This window comes from uncultured Thiodictyon sp., assembly GCF_903828115.1.
In the GTDB taxonomy this organism is placed as follows: domain Bacteria; phylum Pseudomonadota; class Gammaproteobacteria; order Chromatiales; family Chromatiaceae; genus Thiodictyon.
Window position 1 is genome coordinate 1 of sequence record NZ_CAIKKU010000629.1, and the last position, 2,921, is coordinate 2,921.

Sequence of the window (2,921 nt, forward strand, 5' to 3'; positions counted from 1 at the left end):
CCCAGGAATCGAAGGGCAGATACTGGGTCAGTGCATGCAGATGCTCGAAGAACGTGCGACGCGACGGCAGTTGACGGCGCACCGCCTGGTAACCAGGATGGAGTCGGTCAAGCACGGTAAGAACGAGGAACGCCAACCGGATCAGGCTCGCTAACAGGGCGGCCAGATGCTGCTGACCATGACCATAATTGTGTTCGAAATGGTACCCCTTAGTCTTGAGCGTATTGTTGTTTTCGTTCTCGATTTTCCAGCGACTGCGCCCGACGACGACCAGGGCGATGACGTTGTCGGCGCTGACGGGCTTGGAACTGGCCCAGGCGTTGCGGTCGAGCACCTGGCCCTCGGCATCGGTGGTGGTGAGTTCGCACCAGCCGACCAGCAAGGCGTCTTTCCCGTCGCGCAGCGGCAAGTCATTGAGCCACCGATAGGTATCGGTCAGGCGCTGCGTGCCCGTCCAGCGGGTCTTCACCAAGGTGGACACCTCACCGCGGCGCTCGAAGTCCGCCACCCATTCGTCGAGGAGTGGATGGGACGGTGGCAGGCAGACGAACAGAAACGCGCAACCCTGCGCGAGCACCTGCTGGCAAAACGGCTGATGGCAATACAGATCATCCCCCAACAGGGTCGTGCGCCAGGGCGCGATCCGCGCCCCCCACTGCTGGAGCCAGCGGGTGGCGGCCGTGAGTTCACAGTCTTGCTTCGCGTGCCCGTCCTGGGGACGGACGAACGCCGGCGGCAACGGGAACACGTCCGCTTGTCCGGGGGCGACGATCACCGGCGTCACGGCGACATGATAGAACTGGGTCTGGCCGTTGCCGAGCGTGCGCGTGGAGCACTGTGCACAGTGGACCGCGCACGAGCCGTGATATTCGGTGCCGTCGAGAGCAATCAAGAGGCGTCCATCGGACTGGCGATGGGTGTCCAACGCACGGTGCTGGTGCAAGGCATTGATGATGTCGACGAACACCGGATCCAGATGTTCGGGTGAAATCGGATCGAGCAGGTTGCCGATCTGCTGGGTACTCGGAATCGGATGCACGCCGAACAGCGAACGGGCATGGTTGCGTCCGCGCTCTTTCTGCATGCGTCGTTGATCATCCAGGAAAGAGGGGCTCTGCATGAAGAACACCGAAAAGGCGCTCAGGGCGGCGTCACCGATCACAGAACGCTGGTTGTTACCGCCCTTACGATGGTCTGGCAGTCCGAACAACGCCGCGCGAATGCCCGCTACCACCCCCGTGACCGAGTAAAGGCTGGGCGTAATGGGATGGTCCGCCCCGCTCCTCCAACGAGCCCTGAGCGGGCACAATGAGCGATGTACTTTGAAGCATCGTCAACCGAGGTAGCGGAGCAGACCAATGACAGAGTGTCGCAAAGAGCCTGTGGTCACGATGGGCATCGATCTGGCCAAGAACAGCATGCATGTGTACGGGGTGGATGCGCAGGGGCGCCAGGTGCTCAGCAAGAAGGTCAGCCGCGGGAAGTTGAGCGCGTTCATGGCGAATCGCCCACCGTGCCTGGTGGCGATGGAGGCGTGCGGGAGCGCGCACCATTGGGCGCGGGTGTTTCGTGATTTCGGTCATGAAGTGCGTCTGATCGCCCCACAGTTCGTCAAACCGTTTGTGAAGTCCAACCAGAACGACGCGGTGGACGCCGAGGCGATCTGCGAGGCGGTGCAGCGTCCGAACATGCGTTTTGTGGCCATCAAGACGGTGGAGCAGCAGGACATCCAGGCGATTCATCGGATGCGCAGCCTCAGCGTCGAGCGGCGCACCGCGCAGGTCAATCAGGTGCGCGGTCGGCTGCTGGAGTACGGGATCGAGATCCCCCAGGGGCGCGCGGCGCTGATGCGGCGCCTGCCCGAGATCCTCGAAGAGGCCGAGAACGGCTTGAGCGAGCGCTTTCGCGCCGAGTTGAATCGCCTGCTTGAGGAGTTGCGCCATCTCGATGAGCAGGTGGCGCATTTCGACACCCAGATTCAGGTCATCGCCCAAAGCGATGAGACCGCCCAACGGCTGATGACGATTCCTGGCATCGGCGCCCTGATCGCCACCGCCTTGATGGCCGCCATCGGCGAGGACGTCGGCCTGTTGCGCAACGGGCGCGCCCTGGCGGCCTGGCTGGGGCTGGTCCCGCGACAGCATTCCACCGGCGGGCGCGAGCGCCTGCTCGGGATCAGCAAGCGCGGTGACGTCTACCTGCGCCAACTGATCATCCACGGGGCGCGCGCCGTCCTGCGCTGGGTCGAGCGCAAGGAGGATGCCACCAGCCGTTGGGCCAGCGCGCTCAAGAGTCGCCGTCCGACCAACGTCGCCGTCGTGGCGATGGCGAACAAGATCGCGCGCATGGCCTTTGCCGTGATACGCACCGGCAAACCCTACGATGCGACGCTCGGGGCGCTCGCCAAGGGTTGAGTCCGGTCGACACCGCACACGACGCCCTGATCGAGTCACCGCCCAACGGGCGCCAAGACCACCGAGTATCACCACCACGAGTGGCGAAGAGTGAACCTCACTGTGATGGCAAGAACGGCCAGACCGACCTTCCTGAAAACCTGTGGCTCCCACCAGCCAGCCGATGCTGAGACGGCGCGCGTGATGAGGACGGGAAGGTACGCGCATTCCATCAGGGCACGCGGATTGGTGGCAACACCGTACGACGATGCCGGATAGATGGCTGCAACGGCTCTTTCTGCCCAACAGCGATTTTCCTCTTGCATCGCGGGGCGGACCATATATGGGAGCCAGAGACAAGGCTCTCCTGAGCGAAGCCGAAGGGCTCACCACGAACGGCTTAACTTAATGGCAGTGACGCTGGAGCGCGGGAGCCAGAGAGCCAGAGAGCCAAACACAAATGGTTCAAACTCACTGTCCGCCGCGCACAAGCCGAACGTGAAGGTCTTGGCTCCGATAGTAGTAGCC

2 protein-coding genes are annotated in these 2,921 nt (G+C 63.1%); one reads left to right on the top strand and one right to left on the bottom strand.

All coding sequences use genetic code 11. The features are described 5' to 3' along the window. Positions 1–1,234 (bottom strand): ISNCY family transposase (locus QZY48_RS23655; RefSeq protein WP_295435700.1); only part of this gene is annotated, 1,234 nt, incomplete at its 3' end. A gap of 124 nt (positions 1,235–1,358) precedes the next feature. On the opposite strand from QZY48_RS23655, the gene QZY48_RS23660 reads away from it, so the two are divergent. After that, positions 1,359–2,414, top strand: a complete 1,056-nt coding sequence (locus QZY48_RS23660) for an IS110 family transposase (protein WP_295435702.1) — start codon at positions 1,359–1,361, stop codon at positions 2,412–2,414. Positions 2,415–2,921: the final 507 nt, after the last annotated feature.

What these genes read in the sequence shown, in the direction of transcription:
- QZY48_RS23660 (WP_295435702.1), top strand. Translation starts at nt 1,359, where the DNA reads ATGACAGAGTGTCGCAAAGAGCCTGTGGTCACGATGGGCATCGATCTG.